Below are 16158 nucleotides of genomic sequence, written 5' to 3' on the forward strand. Positions count from 1 at the left end.
GCCCCAGGAAATAGAACTCCCCTCCTGAATTTCTAATAAAATTAAATCGAAATTATAAAAATATACAAATAATATATAAAATATGTACAATCCATAACATCTCAAGTGCTGAAATGCCTTCCTTACCCTAGCTTAGTACCATCAACCATTTCTAAATTTATGATAAGGAAATTTACACTAACTCTCTTCCTGTTAGGTATACTTTCTCTGGCAGTAACTGCCCAGAATCGTACCATCAGCGGGAAAGTTACAGATGATCGGGACAATGCTCCCCTTCCAGGTGTGACGGTCACCGTTAAAAATTCTACCGTAGCCACCCAAACCAATGAAGAAGGCACTTTCAGCCTCCAGGTCCCACAAGGCAGTGAAACCTTGGTTTTCTCCTTCATTGGATATCACAAGAAGGAAGTAAGGATTGGAAATCAATCTCAGTTTGATGTCAGCCTGGAATCTAACGAAGAAGCCCTGGACGAAGTAGTAGTGGTGGGTTATGGAACCATGAAAAAGAAGGAAATCACTTCAGCAGTAACCAGTGTTAAAGCCAAAGATTTTAATCCGGGAGGAACCAGATCCCCACTTGACCTGATCCAGGGAAAAGTAGCTGGCCTAGTTATCACCCGTACCCAAGGCAATAACCCTAACTCAAGTGCTGCCGTACAAATGAGAGGAGTTTCATCCATCAACGGTACCAGAAGCCCCCTTATCGTAATTGATGGTATTCCCGGAGGTAATCTGGACCTGGTCCAACAGGATGACATCGAATCCTTTGATGTACTAAAAGATGGATCCGCGGCCGCCATTTATGGTACTAGAGCTAATGCCGGTGTGATCCTTATCACTACAAAAAAAGGGAAATCCGGAGCCTCTCGGTTTGACTATTCTACCTATGCCCAAAGAGAATATGTAGACAGAAAGCCTGATTACCTCACCGCAACAGACTTCCGTGACCTGATTAAAAAAGGTCTAATCAATTCCTCAGAAGATCTAGGTGCTTCTACAGACCTGTATGACGAATTGATCAACAAAAATAATCTTAGCCAATACCACAACTTATCTGCCACCGGAGGAACAGAGAAAAGCAATTACCGTGCGGCTATCTATTACAATGACGCTTACGGTATAGCTAAACAAAACTCCAGAGAACAGTTTGGGGGTAGAATAAACGTGAACCAAGTGGGACTTCAAGATCACCTTACCTTCAGTGCTAACCTTGCAGGAAACTTCAATAAAGCAAACCTGCTTGGCGGGCAAAATGGAGACTTTGAACAAGCCGTTCAAAGAAACCCTACAGCACCACTTGTTAATGCAGACGGATCATTTGTAGAGACTCAGGCCTTTAATAATTATAACCCTCTGTCCCGACTGGCCAACAGGATCAACGAAAGAGATCAGCAAACCATCTCTGCTGATGCTAAACTAGGAATTAAAATCATTGAAGGACTTAACTTTGACACCTTCATTTCCTATTTGAGAAATACCTATAATGATAGGTATTACAGATCTACTCGCGACTGGGATCAGCGTTTGAACTCCAGCTATAGAGGCATGGCTTACGCCTCCAAATCAAATTTTATGGAGTACACAAAGACCCTGGAATCTACTTTGAATTACACCAAATCCTTCCAGGACAAACATACCTTAACCGCCCTTGCAGGTTATTCCTACCAATACTACACGTACGAAACCTTCAATGTTAACAATAACGGTTTCACTACTGACGGCTTCTTAGATTGGAACCTAGGCGCCGGAGGTGCTATCAATAACACAGCCTTACCTAGACCTGGAATGGGTAGTGGAAAAGAAGATAATACCTTAGTAGCCTTCTTCGGAAGAATCAATTATTCCTTTGCCGACAAATATTTCGCGCAGGCCATTCTACGTAGAGAAGGATCATCTCGTTTCGGTGCTAATCATAAATGGGGTAACTTCCCCGCCTTCTCAGTGGGCTGGCAATTAGGAGAAGAGGATTTCATCAAGAATATAGATGCCATCTCAAGCCTAAAACTCAGAGTAGGTTACGGGGTAACCGGTAACCAAGGTATCCCGAATTATCAATCCGTGGTAACCCTAGGAACAGGTGGAGTTTATCCTCAGGATGGTGTTTATTACCAAACCTATGGCCCCGGGAGAAACCCTAACCCAGATTTGAAATGGGAGCAAAAACAAGAGATAAACATAGGTCTTGATTTCGGACTATGGGATAACGTGATCACCGGTTCCTTAGACGTATATAACCGTACTACGAAGGACCTACTTCATAATTACAATGCCCAGCAACCTCCGTATGTTACCGGAAGTATCTTCACCAACGTAGGAACCATCAGAAACCACGGTGTTGAATTACAATTATCCGCTCAAGCACTTCGTAAAGGAGACTTTGTATGGAATATTGACTTTACAGGCAATACCCAAAACAACAAAATCACGAAACTATCTAATGAAATCTTCCAGGCCAACTTCCTTGAATTCTATGGTTTGCCATCTCCTGGTAACCTGGGAAATGCCATCCGTCTGGAAGAAGGTGGTGCTGTGGGTAACTTCTATGGAAAAAGGTTCGCCGGATTTACTGATGATGGAAAATGGTTATTCTACAAGGCAGACGGTAGCAAAGTCCCTGCAAGCCAGATCAATAATGATGATTTAACCATCATAGGTAATGGTGTGCCTAAGTTGCAACTAGCCTTGAACAACACCTTCATTTACAAAAACTTTGACCTTAGCATCTTCTTCAGAGGTAAATTCGGATTTGACATTCTTAATACCAAAGAACTATACTTTGGTAACAAAAAATGGCTTCCTAATAACTTGCTGAAGAGTGCCATCACTACACATGATAAACTTAATGACGACCCTCAGTATTCCGATTATTACATAGAAAAAGGCGACTTCGTTAAGTTGGATAACTTGACCTTAGGTTATAATGCTCCGATCAAAACCAACAAGTATGTGCGTAACGTTCGTATTTACGTGACCGGAAGAAACCTCCTCACCTTTACCGGCTATTCGGGCATAGATCCTGAACTAGAAGATACAGGTTTCTCTACGGGTGTTGACGGTAGAGGATTCTACCCTAGAACGAAATCATTGACCTTAGGACTAAACGTAGGATTTTAAAGTGTACTGATCATGAAAAAAATATTCAAACCTCTTCTATACCTCTCTACTCTCCTACTGGGCACTTCCTGTACGGATCTGGATGAGACCCTGTATAGTCAATTGAACAAAAACAACTTCTACAACAACAAAGTAGAAGTTATGCAAGCGGCCCTTCGCCCCTTTACCCATATGCAGGCATGGTTAGCACCCACCGGCCAAAGCGGTTACTACTACCATGCTGAATTATCTGCTGACCAAGTAGCCTGGCCCCAGAAAGGTAGACACGGATATGATGGCGGAGACCACTTCCGTTTACACTATCACACCTGGACGGATAACGAAGGACGCATGCGCTCTTGTTGGAACCTACTTTGGACAGGCGTCGGCTTCATCAACTCCGCCTTACAAGATCTGGAAGGATTAGATTATGGAAAATTAGGCATCTCTGACAGCGAGAAAAATGCTATCATCGCTGAATTGAAGGTACTTCGTGCCTTTCACTATATGAAGATGATGGAATTATGGGGAAATATTCCTATCGCTACAAAAGTTGGAGAACCCCTTAATCCGGAGACAAAACCTCGAGCTGAAGTATTTAACTTTATTAAAACTGAGTTAGAGGCAAATGTGCCTAATCTTTTACCTTATTCTAAGCAGTTGATAGGAAGGGTATCAGCAGCAGCAGGTTATGCTATGTTAGCGGAATTGTATCTAAATGCTGAATATTTTGTGGGAACCCCTATGTGGGATCAAGCCATACAAGCCTGCGATAAGATCATCTCAGGCCAAGCTGGTGGCTTAAACGGAACTCCTAAGTTAGCGTCAAACCTGAAAGATACATTTTCAAATAGAAACCAAAATGCTGATGAAGCTCTGTTCCAATTCGCGTTTAGTCGCAGCGGAGGTTTCACTTTCGACTGGGGTGGATTCTACATGGGATATGACAATATCAAAGAAGTACTGAATATAGACTTTGGAGGTTGGAACGCTTTCGTAGTAATTCCATCTGCATTTGACGCCTATAAAGAAAATGATCTTCGTAAGAAAGAATGGTTCCTGTTCGGCCCTCAGTATAAATATGGAACAAATACTCCTGTCCTAGGTACTGAAGAGTGGAGTGGAAAGCCCTTAGTGTATGTAAACAGCATACGCAGAGAGAGTGAAGGAGACCTAACCAGCGAAGGAGACATGAGCAAAGGAGAGGAAAACTCAGGTGCCCGTTTTAACAAATACCAAGCCGGTCTATTAAGTGATCCTAACTACAGAGAGAATCATTACATCATCTACCGACTTACTGAAATCTACTTCATCAAAGCCGAGGCTTTAATGCGTAAGAACAATGGAGCAGCAACACAGGAAGCCGTAGATCTGATCAATGCTTCAAAGAAAAGAGCATTTACAGATGCCGATTGGGAAAAAGAAAAGTATACTACCACTACCTTGACCTTAGATGAACTCCTGGCAGAAAAAGGCAGAGAATTCATCTTCGAAGGCAAACGTAGAACAGACATTATACGTCATGGAAGGTATACCAAAGGTACATGGTGGGATCATAAACCTACGAATGATCCTAACAAAGAGATCTTTGCTATCCCACATACTCAAATCGCGGCAAACCCGAATCTAAAACAAAATCCGGGTTACTAAATACTCAAGGCCGGCTCCCTACAGTAGAGCCGGCCTTTACCGTTAAAGCCCAGCCTACTCCATATCTGTTTTCTATTGTAAGCACATCTGATTTCTGTAAGACCTTTTTCAATCTTCCGATATAAGTATCCAAACTTCGGCCCTTGAAATAATCTATGCTTCCCCAATATTCCAGAAGTAGTTCATCTTTCTTTACTATACGATCTGCAAAACGGATCAAATGAGCCAATACCTCAGCTTCTCTACGGGTCAGCATTTCCTTACTAGCTCCTTTAATGCTTACAGCATAATCTCTGGAAAAAAAGGTCAAATCACCCAGAACTAACTCATCGGTCTTGGTTTCGGTATCTCGTCTAGGCCTTTGCCACTGTATTATGTTCCTAACTCTGAGAAGTAGTTCCTCTATATCAAACGGCTTAGTGATATAATCACTTGCCCCATATTTCAGGCCTCTGATTCTATCGTCCTTTTCCGCACGAGCCGTTAAATAAATGAAAGGTATGGGAGTGTTAAGCTGGCGGAGCATCTCTGTAAACTGAAAGCCATCAATGCCGGGCAAACCTACATCAATGACGATCAGATCAATTTCCGCATGAAATTTAGCAAGGTACTCATAAGCGGCCTGGGCACGTGTGCAGCGCTCCACTACAAATCCGTTGATCTCCAATAACTGCTTCACCACCAAACCCAGATCATCCGAATCTTCGAGAAAAAGAATCTTTGGTTTCATATTATTTCTAGTTGCGTTCCTCTGAGAGCGGCATAGAAATGATAAAGCGGGAACCTTCACCCATCTGACTATCTACACGAATGGTCCATCCGTGGGCATCTACGCATTGCTTGACGTAAAACAAACCCAAGCCCAGACCTTCTTTGGCGTCATTTCTCCGGTAAAATTTGTCGAAAATTCGGTCCATATCTTCGGACCTCATTCCTACCCCGTTATCTTTAATTTCCAGTTGGACACTTTCATGGCTAAACCTGACTATCAGGTGAATTTGGATCAATTCGTTGTGGTTGTGTTTGATTCCGTTTTCTATTAGGTTGATAATCAGAGATGTAAACCAGAACTTATCCAGTAACACCGTCCTTTCTTCTCCAAAAGTAGTTAATTTAAATTGGATTCTATCATGAATCATCAATTCAAAATCTTTCAATATCTGCTCTAACACTTGTACTAGGGAGTAGGATCTCAGATGCAAAGAAGAAGATGATATAGCTTCACTTTGCAAAACCCTAGTAAATAGACTTTTTAACCATTGGGCATTTCTTTCTATGATCTCCGAGAGCATATTTACCTGTTGGATATCTGCTCCTATATTCGGATTCTGCAAATTCCTATTCGCCACAATGATGGTGGTTAGAGGGGTATTTAATTCGTGTGTGATGCTGTTAACAAAGTCTTGTTTCCTTTCTGCTAGTTTCTTTTGCCTAGCCCAGTTCCTATAGGTCATTAGGAACAATAAAACAGTCACTCCAATACAGAAGAGGGAAAGAAAGAGTATAGGTAAGATATCTTTTAAGATCTCTTGCTTTCTGGCTGGAGAATCTACCCATAGTGAAAATCTTACCGTGCAGGAGCATTGGTCTATATTATCTACAAGAATAGTGGTAAATCTATTTGCTTCATTACAATCTTCCAGATCCCCGCCTATGCGTATACCTTGCGTATAATCCGGTTCTGAATATAAAATGATGTCCTTACCGTCAACCTTGATGTAAAAATCACTAACTGACACCCTGTACTGAGCGGTAGAATCAGACATGTTTTCACTCATGATTTCCTGCATGAAAGAATCCAGAGTACTTTCTTCTTTTAAAGTAAAGAAAAGGGAATCCGTAACCCTTTTGGCATACGCACGGAAGGCTACAGTATCCTCGTGATACAGATCTCTGAGTTTTGTGTAATGCTTATCTGAAAATTCATGAATAACTTCAGCCCCGCCCGGATAAATTAGGTCCCCTTTTAGACTGCTGAGGTAAGCATTTCCCACTAATGGTCTTAAGGCAGCAAAATAATCGTGTTCCTTCCAGGCATAGGTATAATAGGTCATATAGCACTGCGTAAGGAACAGCAGCACTAAGCTTAGAATACCTACCAATTTATATCGATTATTCATCTGATAGGCAATATAAAAAAACGAGGCTGTCCAAAAAGGTCAACCTCTCATGTTTTTTGTTATTTTTATTCGTACCCCCTACAGGCAGGGTGTCTAAATATTCAATTCTCAGACCACTCATCTACCTTTTTTACTCGGCTCCATTCCTTAATCTATCTTGTCAAAACCGCAGAAAGCTTGTAAAACTTCCGGCACCTTTATTCCTGAAGGACTTTGGTTATTTTCCAAAATAGCGGCCAATATCCTTGGCAACGCTAATGCTGAACCGTTAAGAGTATGTAGCAACTGGGATTTGCCATCCACCTTATACCTCAACTTCAATCTATTTGCTTGATAAGTCTCGAAGTTAGACACAGAACTCACTTCGAGCCAACGTTGTTGGGCTGCAGAATACACTTCGAAATCATACGTTAAGGCAGAAGTAAAGCTCATGTCTCCACCACATAATTTCAAGATTCTATAAGGCAATTGCAGCTTTTCCAATAGACCTCTTACATGATTTAGCATCTCTTCTAAAGCATCATAAGATTTCTCAGGAGTGGTAATTTGAACGATTTCCACTTTATCAAACTGATGAAGACGGTTCAAACCGCGTACATGAGCACCCCAGCTTCCTGCCTCTCTTCTAAAGCAAGGAGTATAGGCAACGTTTTTCTTTGGAAGCTCATTTTCAGAGAGGATTACATCTCTGTACATGTTAGTAACCGGTACCTCAGCCGTAGGGATCAGGTATAAATCATCAGCCGTAGCATGATACATCTGACCTTCCTTGTCAGGTAATTGACCCGTTCCAAAACCGGATGCTGCATTGATGACTATTGGCGGTTGGACTTCAAAGTACCCCGCCTTCTCTGCTTCATTTAAGAAGAAGTTGATCAAAGCACGTTGAATCTTAGCCCCTTTACCTTTGTAGAAAGGGAAACCGGCTCCACTAACTTTGTTACCTAATTCAAAATCTATGATATCATATTTCTTTATCAGATCCCAGTGAGGTAAAGCATCAGCTGAAAGTTCTGGCACAGTACCTCCTTTCTCTACTTCTAGGTTATCTTCTGCAGTACGGCCTTCCGGAACGGATTCATGCGGAAGGTTAGGAAGAGTAACCAAGATTTCCTGAAGCGTATCTTCAGCCTTCTTAAGCGCTGCTTCTAAATCTTTAGAAACCTCTTTCAATTCCGCAGTTTGAGCCTTTAGCTTTTCAGCTTCTTCCTTTTGACCGGCTTTCATCAGCCCCCCAATCTCTTTAGCCAAACCATTGGCCTGCGCTAAAGTATTATCTAGACGCACCTGAATATCCTTTCTTTGGGAATCCACGTCTAAGGCTTGCTGGACCACCAACTCTGCATCTTTGAAGTGTTTCTTCTTCAAACCTGCTATGGTTCTTTCCAGATTATCTTTTATATAATTGATCTGTAACATAAACTTAATCTTCAAAGGTAAATAGCCCTTCATTCAAGGCTTCCAAAGCCATATTCTTATGTTTTGTATCTACTAAGATAGAAACATTATGCTCTGAAGCTCCATAAGAAATCATTCTTACAGGAATATCTCTCAATGCTTCCAGAATACGGATAGCTATACCGGATTTATCTGCAAAGAACTGACCTACCACACAGATGATGGTCTGGTTTCTGTCATGCTCTTCTAATTCCGCAAATTGACTTAATTCAGCAGAAATGGATTCCAAATGTTCTGAATTATCAATGGTCACGGCTACAGATACTTCAGAAGTAGTAATCATGTCAACCGGAGTTTTATACTTTTCAAAGATATCAAACACCTTTTTCAGGAAGCCATACGCATTCAGCATACGTGTAGAGTGAATGTAAATAGCGGTGATGTTGTCTTTAGCAGCAATAGCCGTAATTTCTGTTCCTGCAGAGGTATTAGCTGAAATCAAAGTGCCCACAGCACTAGGTTCCATGGTATTCTTCAAACGAACCGGCACTCCTCTTAGTTTAGCCGGTGTAATGGTGCTGGGGTGAAGGATCTTTGCCCCGAAATAAGCCAGTTCAGCGGCTTCTTCAAAAGTCAGATTTCGAACCGGGAAGGTTCTTTTTACTACCCTTGGATCATTATTGTGCATGCCATCAATATCTGTCCAAATCTGAATCTCCTCTGCCGTTATAGCTCCTCCAAGTAGGGACGCCGTATAGTCAGATCCTCCTCTCTTCAGGTTATCAATATTTCCTTCAGGGTTTCTACAAATGAAGCCTTGGGTTACTATGATCTGAGCAGTAGCTTTCTCTTCTAATATCTTTTTCAGCCCGCTTTCAATTTCATCAAATACCGGCTCTCCATCCTCATCAATCTTCATGAAGTCAAGGGCATGGATCAGGGTTACGCTATCCCCCTTCTCCATCATATAGGCTGTGAATAATTGAGTAGATAGAATCTCACCTTCTGCTACTAATTCTTTATCCTGCTTGATAGTGAATGGTTGATACGTAGCTAGATTCGCTATAACATTAAATTCGGTGCTGATGATCTGTTGGCCACGATCTAAACCTTTAGGAGTCTCAAAAAGATCATCTACGAAGGCACTGTAATGTGCTCTTAATTCATCTATCAGTTGATTAGCTCTTGAGGTATCCCCTTCTTTCAGGGCTGAACCTATTTCTAAAAGGGCATTAGTACTGCCCGAAAGCGCAGAAAGTACTACAATCTTTCTACCTGGATCTGCGGTAACAAGATCCCTTATGGATTTCATTCTTTCCGGCTTACCTACCGAAGTGCCTCCAAACTTCCAAACTTGCATAGTTCTAATTATTTTAAACCTAACATCTTGATGGCCGTAATGGCGGCCTCGTCCCCTTTGTTACCGTGGATCCCACCGGCTCTGTCCAAAGCCTGCTGATGAGTATTCGGTGTCAATACCCCAAAAATAACGGGTTTATTGTATTTTAATGCTACATCTGTCAATCCTTGAGCTACAGCATTATTAATATAGTCATTGTGACGTGTTTCTCCTTGGATTACACATCCTATGGCGATGACAGCATCTATATCTTCTCTTTGCGCCATGACTTGCGCTCCGAAGCTAAGCTCATAACTTCCCGGAACATGGCGCTTGATTATATTTTCTTCCTTTACACCGTGCTTTAGCAGGGTTTCAATAGCCCCCTTGCCTAAGGCTTCCGTGATGTCTTCGTTCCATTCCGCCACTAAGACTGCAAAACGTTTCTCCGAAACGTCAGGTAAATTAGCGGTGGAAAATATACTAAGGTTTTTATCTGCAGATGACATAATGAATTGGAATAAAAAAGGGATAAACACTTGGCTTATCCCTTCGATGAAATCAATAATTCGATCTTAGTTTCCGCCAAGTTCTGTTTCAAGTTTCGATTTATACTTCTTCGCCTGTACCGTTTCTATAGCGGCAGGATACTTTTCTATCAAAGAAGAATATACTTGAACAGCCTCAGAAGTCTTCTTAGCCTCTTGGTAAGCTAAAGCTAACTTCATCATATAACCAGGCGTAGCATATTTATTAGGCTTATAGTCGGCAGCCTTTTTGTAATATTTTATAGCATCTTCCGCTTTTCCTAGCTCTAGGTAGCTATCTCCGATTAAGGTATAAGCACGAGGTTGCAATACATCATCGTTAGCAGAAAACTTATCAAGGCGCTCAATAGCTTCAGTATATTTACCTTCTTTCATTAAAGCTATACCGGCGTAAAGATTAGCCAGATTACCTGCTTTCGTAGTACTATAGTTATCTGCTACAGAAAGTAAACCTTCATTTCCGCCTTGTCCTTTCAATGCTTGGGCTGTGGAGTCAGCTTCGAAAGAATATACGGCATCATATAAAGCTGCTTGCGCTTCTTTTTCTTGGTTTTTGTTCCAATAATTATATCCAAGGAATCCTCCAACTACGGCTAAAATAGCCACACCGGCAGCGATCATTCCCTTTTGATTCTTTTCGAAGAAGTTTTCCACCTTATATACTTCTTTCTTCAGGGTTTCTGCATCTTCTATGATTTCAATCCCCGATTTTTCTGTTTTTGCCATTTTAATTTGGTGTCAAAATTTTGGAGTGCAAATATATCAATTCCCTTTAAATTTCTGCTACTTAGGCAAAAAAAAATGCCAAACCTTCGTCATTTTCGAAAGTTTGGCATCTGGCTAACAAGCCATTCCTTACTATTCTTTCAAGAAAGGATAATCCGATTGAACATAAATATCTTCAAATGCTTCTTCCGGTTTTGGCCATGGAGACTCTTCCGCAAACTTAACGGCCTCATCTACTTGCTTTTTCACCTTTTCGTCAATAGCATCTAATTCTTCTTGAGTAGCTATACCGTTAGTCAAGATTCTATCCTTGATCAATTCGATAGGGTCTCTTTGTTTCCACTCTGCTACCTCCTCTTTCGTACGGTATTTTTGTGGGTCAGACATAGAGTGACCTCTATAACGGTAAGTTTTAAATTCTAAGAAAGATGGTCCTTCCCCTTTTCTAGCTCTTTCAGCTGCACGTGAAACCGCTTCGTGAACAATCTCCACGTCCATAGCATCTACAGCTTCAGAAGGTATATCGTAAGCTTCTCCTAAAGTATATAGTTCTCTTACATTTGAAGTTCTAGCTACAGAAGTACCCATAGCATAACCATTATTCTCTACTACGAAAATAGTAGGGATCTTCCAGGTCATAGCCATGTTTAAAGCTTCATGGAAAGCACCCTGACGTATAGCACCGTCACCGAAATAACAGATACATACATTATCAGTTCCTAAATACTTCTCAGCAAAACCTATACCTGCACCCATAGGAATCTGCGCACCCACGATACCGTGACCACCCATAAAACCTACTTCTTTATCAAAAATGTGCATGGAACCACCCTTTCCTTTGGTAGTACCGGTAACCTTTCCATATAGTTCCGCCATGATCTTTCCAGGATCTGTTCCTAAAGCCAATGGATGGCCGTGATCCCTATAGGCGGTGATGTATTTATCTCCTTTCTTCAGCGCAGACACTGATCCTGAAGAACAGGCTTCTTGCCCAATGTACAAGTGACAAAATCCTCTGATTTTTTGCTGTCCGTACAACTGCCCCGCCTTCTCTTCAAACTTGCGCTGAAGTACCATGGAGTCATACCAGTATAGATATTGTTCCTTGGAGTATTTTACTTTTGATGCTCCTTTGCTTTTTGCTGCCATACCTCGCTTAAAATATTGAGGCACAAAAATACGTAAATACACTGTATAAAAAAATGCAATTTTGAATTTCTCCTCTCTCCGGAATGAAGTATTCGCATTTGTTTCGGAACTTTGTGGCCTATGTATCTCCAAAATCTTCGCCTCTATAACTTTAGGAACTATGAGGAACGCTTTTTCACGTTCTCTCCTACCCTGAATTGCATAGTGGGAAAGAACGGAAGTGGGAAAACTAATCTTCTGGATGCAGTCTACTTTTTGGCATTGTCAAAAAGCTCTATACAGACCCAGGACTCCCTCAGTATCCGCTTTGAAGAAGACTTTTCTAGCTTAGAAGGGGCCTTTTCTAACCAAAACATCATAGGCATTCACCTCTTAAGGAATGGTAAGAAAACCGTCACCTCGAATCATAAAGTGTATGAAAAACTTTCGGACCATATAGGGAAATACCCGGTGGTACTTTTGGCACCAAATGATACCGACTATATCCGGGACGGAGCTGAAACCCGAAGAAAACTTTTTGATGGCATCCTGTCTCAGGTGGATCCGGAGTATTTACAAACGTATCTTAAGTACAATAAGACCCTTGATCAAAGAAACAGCCTGCTTAAACAGTTTGCAGAACAGAATTATGTAGACAAAGACCTTCTTTCTATATATACTGAATCTCTTCTCGTGTTAGGCAAAGCCATCTTTGAAAAGAGGAAATCTTTTATAGAATCCTTCTCCCCCTTATTCAAAGACCAATACGTACATCTTTCTGAAGGCAGAGAACAAGTAGAAATCCAGTATAGCTCAGACCTGTGGGAAGAAAATTTTGAAGAACAGTTCCAAAAGAACTTAAACAGAGACCTCTCTGCCCAAAGAACTACAATGGGAGTACATAAGGACGACTTTCTCTTCCTTATGGATGGAGTACTTGTGAAAAAATTTGGCTCTCAAGGACAAAGGAAAAGTTTCGTAATGGCCATCAAACTAGCCCAATTCCAATGTTTGGAACTAGAAAAAGAAACCAAGCCTATCCTCCTTTTAGATGATATTTTCGATAAACTTGACGACAGAAGAATACTCCGACTCATAGAAATGATGAACTCCGGAGCATTTGGACAGATCTTCTTAACGGACGCACGACCAGAACGTACAGCCGAACTCCTGTCTCATACTGAGGTTAATCTGATATCCTTATAAAAGAGCCCTATCTAAATGTACATACCCCCCGTCTACATGGATCAGCTGGCCAGTAGTATGACTAGACCTGGATGACAATAAGAACACGGCCATATTAGCAATTTCCTCTATGGTAGTCATTCGCTTACCCAATGGTATCTTCTCTTCAATGGACTTCAAAGTCTCTTCCGGATTCGGCAAGGTCTTAATCCATTTATCATACAAAGGAGTGTAACACTCGGCTACTACAATAGCATTTACTCTTATACCATATTTCAATAGTTCCACTGCCCATTCCCTAGTCAAGGCATTCCTGGCACCGTTCGCCGCAGCATACCCTGAAGTACCCCCCTGTCCGGTCTCCGCCGTTTTGGAAGTAATATTTAATATTGGACCCTTCGTTTTGATCAATTCCGGAAGGGCATGATGGGCCAATAAATAATAGTGAACCACATTTCTGTGCAAGGATGCCATAAAGGCAGCATAATCTCCCTTTTCTAACCCTACTCCGTCATTTACCCCTGCATTATTCACCAGACCATCAATTCTACCAAAACGTTCCACTGCCATTCGCACCGCCTTTTCACATTCTTCAGGCACAGAAAGTTCTGCTTCTATGGTCATTCCAAATCCTCCGGCTGCCTGAATCTTTTCCAGCGCCAGTTCATTATCTTGTTTATTTCTTCCAATAATCACGGGAATAGCACCTTCAATACTCAATTGGTTCACTATACCCTCTCCTATACCTTTGGCTCCACCAGAAACCAGAATGACCTTTTCGTTCAGTTTTAAATTCATGCGCTTGCAGATAGTTCTAAACAAAATTAGAATAAATCTCTAAATTCGCAGCATGATGAAACCGAAGGCTTTACTTTTCTTGTGCTTCTTGTACACCTCATGTGAACCTCCTACCTCTCCCTGTGCGGGCGCCGGAGAATTTATAATGGAATTAAGAAATGAACCGGGGGAGATCAAATGGGATACTTTGTCCAAAAAACATTACCTGTGGTTTAGCCCGGAAAGCAGATTGAAATTTGATACCAAAGCCCTTCCCTGTAAACTGGATACAGCGTATCAGAAAGATATAAAAATCAAATTCGACGGAAACTTCTTTGAAGGTGATAGTGACATGGTAGTGGACCTACGTCATATAGAAAAAGTATAAAAAAAACAGCATTCAAAATGATGCTGTTTTTAAAAATCTATTCAACCTTAAATAAAAAACATATTCACACAACTATGATTTTCTTACGCTTCTATCTGTCTCTCAATCACAATGCAAATTTAAAGGGCAATCGATTTCGGTGGCAGTATTCGTGCATACTATTTTGCGAAATTCTTTAAAAAGTACAATTTAAAAAAAATGTTTTCCAAAAACTTGGGAATTATACAAATGTATATTATATTATAAGAAAATAAAGAGGGTGAACCCTTGCGGATTCACCCTTACTTTGAAGCTTATTTTTTTATGCCGGGAAGGACTTTGATATATCTGTAAAATCACGAGATTTCAAAGACGCCCCACCTACAAGCCCACCGTCTACGTCCGGCTGACTGAATAATTCTTCTGCATTACCAGCATTCACACTACCCCCATAAAGGATAGAAATTTCTTCTGCCACTGCAGCTCCGTATTTTGAAGCCAAATGATCTCTTAAAACCTTGTGCATCTCCTGAGCCTGATCAGAACTTGCCGTCACACCTGTACCAATAGCCCAGATGGGTTCATAGGCGATCACCACCTGTTGAATAGCCTCCTCAGATAGATGAAACAAACTATTCGTCAACTGACCCTTAACAAAGTCAAAATGAATTCCCGCTTCCCTCTGACTTAAGGTTTCTCCACAACAAAAAATTGGAGTCAAACCTTCCGCCAATATAGCATCCACTTTCTCCGCAATAAAGGCATCTGATTCGGCAAAGTATTCCCGTCTTTCCGAGTGTCCAATGATCACATACTTTACACCTACAGATTTTAACATGGGAACGGATACCTCTCCGGTATATGCACCGGATGCTTTAGGGTAACAGTTCTGAGCAGCCAAGGCCACTTTGGGGGTGTCAACCAACTTAGAAAACGTACTCAAGTAAGGAAATGGAACCCCTAAAACCACTTGTACATTGGGATGAGTCAACTCATCTTTTACCATGTTTACGACTTCTGAAAGGAGAATTTGACCCTCTTCAAAAGTCTTGTTCATTTTCCAGTTTCCGGCTGCGTATTTTTTTCTCATTCGATTACCATGTTATGATATACGTTCTGTACATCGTCATCTTCTTCTAATTTATCTAAAAGCTTCTCAATATCCGCGGCTTGCTCCTCAGTTAGCTTCTTGGTATCTGTTGGGATACGTTCAAAGTCGGCATGCAACAATTCATATCCTTTTTCTTCCAAGTATTTCTGAACTGCACCGTAAGCCGTGAACTCACCGTAGATGTTGATCTGCTGTGTTTCTTCATCTAAGAAAACATCATCTACTCCGAAATCAATCAGATCTAACTCTAAATCTTCCATGTCAATGCTTGGAGCAGCTGCGATTCTAAAGATACATTTACGTTCAAAGATGAAATCTAACATACCGTTTGTACCCAAGTTACCACCGGTCTTGTTAAAATAACTTCTTACGTTTGCTACCGTACGATTATTATTATCTGTAGTACATTCCACTAGTACGGCAACTCCATGTAAGCCATATCCTTCTAATACGATCTCTTTGTAATCATCCTGATCTTTAGAAGATGCTCTTTTAATGGCATTATCTACATTTACTTTCGGCATGTTAGCCGCTTTCGCGTTTTGAATAACCGCCCTTAAACGAGAGTTTGTAGTAGGATCAGGACCGCCGGATTTAACGGCCATTACGATGTCTTTACCAATACGTGTAAAGGTCTTCGCCATTGAAGACCAACGCTTCATTTTACGAGCTTTTCTAAACTCAAACGCTCTTCCCATAGAGTTAAATGATTTGAA

General features: G+C 41.2%; 14 protein-coding genes. 4 read left to right on the plus strand and 10 right to left on the minus strand.

From position 1 onward, the window contains the following. The first annotated feature begins 159 nt into the window (after positions 1-159). Together LBYS_RS10185 and LBYS_RS10190 are read left to right on the plus strand one after the other, a co-directional pair. Positions 160-3114, plus strand: a complete 2955-nt coding sequence (locus tag LBYS_RS10185; protein ID WP_013408792.1) for a SusC/RagA family TonB-linked outer membrane protein — start codon at positions 160-162, stop codon at positions 3112-3114. Between the two features lie 12 nt (positions 3115-3126). Continuing rightward, a complete protein-coding gene (locus LBYS_RS10190) occupies positions 3127-4743 on the plus strand; it encodes a RagB/SusD family nutrient uptake outer membrane protein (RefSeq protein WP_013408793.1) in 1617 nt (538 codons plus the stop codon). 4 nt (positions 4744-4747) lie between these two features. Here the strand turns inward: LBYS_RS10190 and LBYS_RS10195 are convergent, their stop codons facing one another. The 7 genes from LBYS_RS10195 to pdhA form a co-directional block, all read right to left on the minus strand. Further along, positions 4748-5473 (minus strand): response regulator transcription factor, encoded by a 726-nt coding sequence (locus LBYS_RS10195; RefSeq protein WP_013408794.1) that lies wholly within the window; start codon positions 5471-5473, stop codon positions 4748-4750. Between the two features lie 7 nt (positions 5474-5480). Further along, positions 5481-6863 carry a sensor histidine kinase gene (locus LBYS_RS10200; protein ID WP_013408795.1) on the minus strand — a complete coding sequence of 461 codons (1383 nt, stop codon included), beginning with the start codon at positions 6861-6863 and terminating at the stop codon, positions 5481-5483. Positions 6864-7010: 147 nt separating this feature from the next. After that, on the minus strand, positions 7011-8282 hold the full coding sequence (gene serS, locus LBYS_RS10205) for a serine--tRNA ligase (RefSeq protein ID WP_013408797.1): 1272 nt from the start codon (positions 8280-8282) through the stop codon (positions 7011-7013). Positions 8283-8286: 4 nt separating this feature from the next. After that, on the minus strand, positions 8287-9621 hold the full coding sequence (locus LBYS_RS10210) for an aspartate kinase (RefSeq protein WP_013408798.1): 1335 nt from the start codon (positions 9619-9621) through the stop codon (positions 8287-8289). Between the two features lie 8 nt (positions 9622-9629). After that, complete coding sequence (gene ribH / locus LBYS_RS10215) at positions 9630-10109, minus strand: 6,7-dimethyl-8-ribityllumazine synthase (RefSeq protein ID WP_013408799.1); 480 nt, start codon at positions 10107-10109, stop codon at positions 9630-9632. 66 nt (positions 10110-10175) lie between these two features. After that, the gene (locus tag LBYS_RS10220) at positions 10176-10874 is read right to left on the minus strand and encodes a tetratricopeptide repeat protein (protein ID WP_013408800.1); all 699 of its coding nucleotides are present in this window, start codon (positions 10872-10874) and stop codon (positions 10176-10178) included. A gap of 132 nt (positions 10875-11006) precedes the next feature. Next, positions 11007-12023, minus strand: a complete 1017-nt coding sequence (gene pdhA / locus LBYS_RS10225; RefSeq protein ID WP_013408801.1) for a pyruvate dehydrogenase (acetyl-transferring) E1 component subunit alpha — start codon at positions 12021-12023, stop codon at positions 11007-11009. Positions 12024-12143: 120 nt separating this feature from the next. On the opposite strand from pdhA, the gene recF reads away from it, so the two are divergent. Next, positions 12144-13208: a DNA replication/repair protein RecF gene (recF, locus tag LBYS_RS10230; RefSeq protein ID WP_013408802.1), complete on the plus strand. Its 1065-nt coding sequence runs from the start codon at positions 12144-12146 to the stop codon at positions 13206-13208. Here the strand turns inward: recF and LBYS_RS10235 are convergent. Then, entirely contained in the window at positions 13203-13985 is a 783-nt protein-coding gene (locus LBYS_RS10235) for an L-fucose dehydrogenase (protein ID WP_013408803.1), read from the minus strand. The genes recF and LBYS_RS10235 overlap by 6 nt on opposite strands. A gap of 52 nt (positions 13986-14037) precedes the next feature. Here LBYS_RS10235 and LBYS_RS10240 point away from each other — a divergent pair, with 52 nt between their 5' ends. After that, positions 14038-14352, plus strand: coding sequence for a hypothetical protein (locus tag LBYS_RS10240; protein WP_041823591.1), 315 nt, complete (start codon positions 14038-14040; stop codon positions 14350-14352). A 301-nt stretch (positions 14353-14653) separates the two neighbouring features. Here the strand turns inward: LBYS_RS10240 and tpiA are convergent, their stop codons facing one another. Both tpiA and LBYS_RS10250 read right to left on the minus strand, forming a co-directional pair. Next, entirely contained in the window at positions 14654-15421 is a 768-nt protein-coding gene (gene tpiA, locus LBYS_RS10245; protein WP_013408805.1) for a triose-phosphate isomerase, read from the minus strand. Continuing rightward, positions 15418-16140, minus strand: coding sequence for a YebC/PmpR family DNA-binding transcriptional regulator (locus LBYS_RS10250; RefSeq protein ID WP_013408806.1), 723 nt, complete (start codon positions 16138-16140; stop codon positions 15418-15420). Before LBYS_RS10250 ends, tpiA begins: the two co-directional genes overlap by 4 nt. Between the last annotated feature and the right edge of the window lie 18 nt (positions 16141-16158).

The organism is Leadbetterella byssophila DSM 17132, from assembly GCF_000166395.1.
GTDB lineage: Bacteria > Bacteroidota > Bacteroidia > Cytophagales > Spirosomataceae > Leadbetterella > Leadbetterella byssophila.